General features: G+C 48.8%; 1 protein-coding gene. It reads right to left on the bottom strand.

Annotated elements, in window-relative coordinates:
- Positions 1–1,177: filamentous hemagglutinin N-terminal domain-containing protein (locus GGR08_RS07965; protein ID WP_183194759.1), on the bottom strand; the 1,177-nt coding region annotated here is incomplete at both ends.

The raw sequence follows: 1,177 nt of genomic DNA, 5'->3' as shown, positions 1-1,177 counted from the left end.
GTACAATATTCTCCTTGGCACCAATATGGTTGTTTAAAGCGGTGATTTGATTGGTTTCAATGGTCAGATCGCCAAGGGAAGAAACCCCTGTTTGATTATTGTCTTGCATGCGGCTTAGATCAATTGTTGCTGCTTGGATCTCTAAAAAATCACCGGCGGCTATCCGACCATCCCCCGCCTCAAGCTTTGCTGCCTGTAAATGCAAAAAACCCGTCGCTGACTGTTGACCATCACGCCCAATACCACTTGCTAGAAGAGCTTGAGACTGGAGCTTGATCACATCGGCGTGCACAGCAACAGCACCGCTTGCCGCAACGCGAGATTGCTCAGCCAGTTCAACATGTTTCAAAGCCTTCAGTTCAACCGCTTCTTCTGAAAAAAGCAGATCTTTCACATGCACACTATCGTGATGAGAACGCGCTTTTACCGCTCCTTTAGCGCGGGCTTTGGCAATTACCAGCTTGCCATCACTTGTCAATCTCATGGCGCCTGCATTGGAAACCATATCTCCGCGCATCTTAACGCCGGCGCCTTTATCGTTGGCAATCACGCGGATCTGCCCCGCATACATTCCACCAAACTCACTGGAATCAATCGCCAATTCCGGCTCTTTGCCATCTGAACCTAAAGATGTTGCTTCGCGCTTGTGATAATCAAAATGATTGCGCCCCGCGATAACAGCCAAATCTCCTTTGACCTGTATGGGACCCACGATACTGATCTTGCGCGAAACAAGATCAAAAATATCTAATGCACTCCCTTCAGCCCCACGAGAGCCTATGGTGATCTCACCACCCTCAACACGCAACCCACTCAAAGCCCCATCGGCTCCAATAATCGGTTGTCCCGTCGATAAAGTCACCCGTGGGGTATTAATAAAGCCACAACCGTTACAGGTAATCCCATTGGGGTTGGCGATAATAACATCCGCCATTTGCCCATGCACTTCGCTCACGCCTTCAAAACGCGAGCGATTGGCACTCACCACTTCATTGAGGATAACCTTTGCTGCACCGCTATAACGCAAATTGCCGTTGCCTGGCACCAATCCACCAAGCTGTGAACGCGAAACCTCTTTGGTCGAATTGTTCAAAATCACGCCATGGCTATCAACATTGAAACTGTCATATTTGTTATGAGAAAGACCCTGTCCATTGGGGCGAACAATATCAATCAG

This window comes from Bartonella fuyuanensis (assembly GCF_014197255.1).
Lineage (GTDB): Bacteria > Pseudomonadota > Alphaproteobacteria > Rhizobiales > Rhizobiaceae > Bartonella > Bartonella fuyuanensis.
This window is presented reverse-complemented; position numbering and strand designations above follow the sequence as displayed.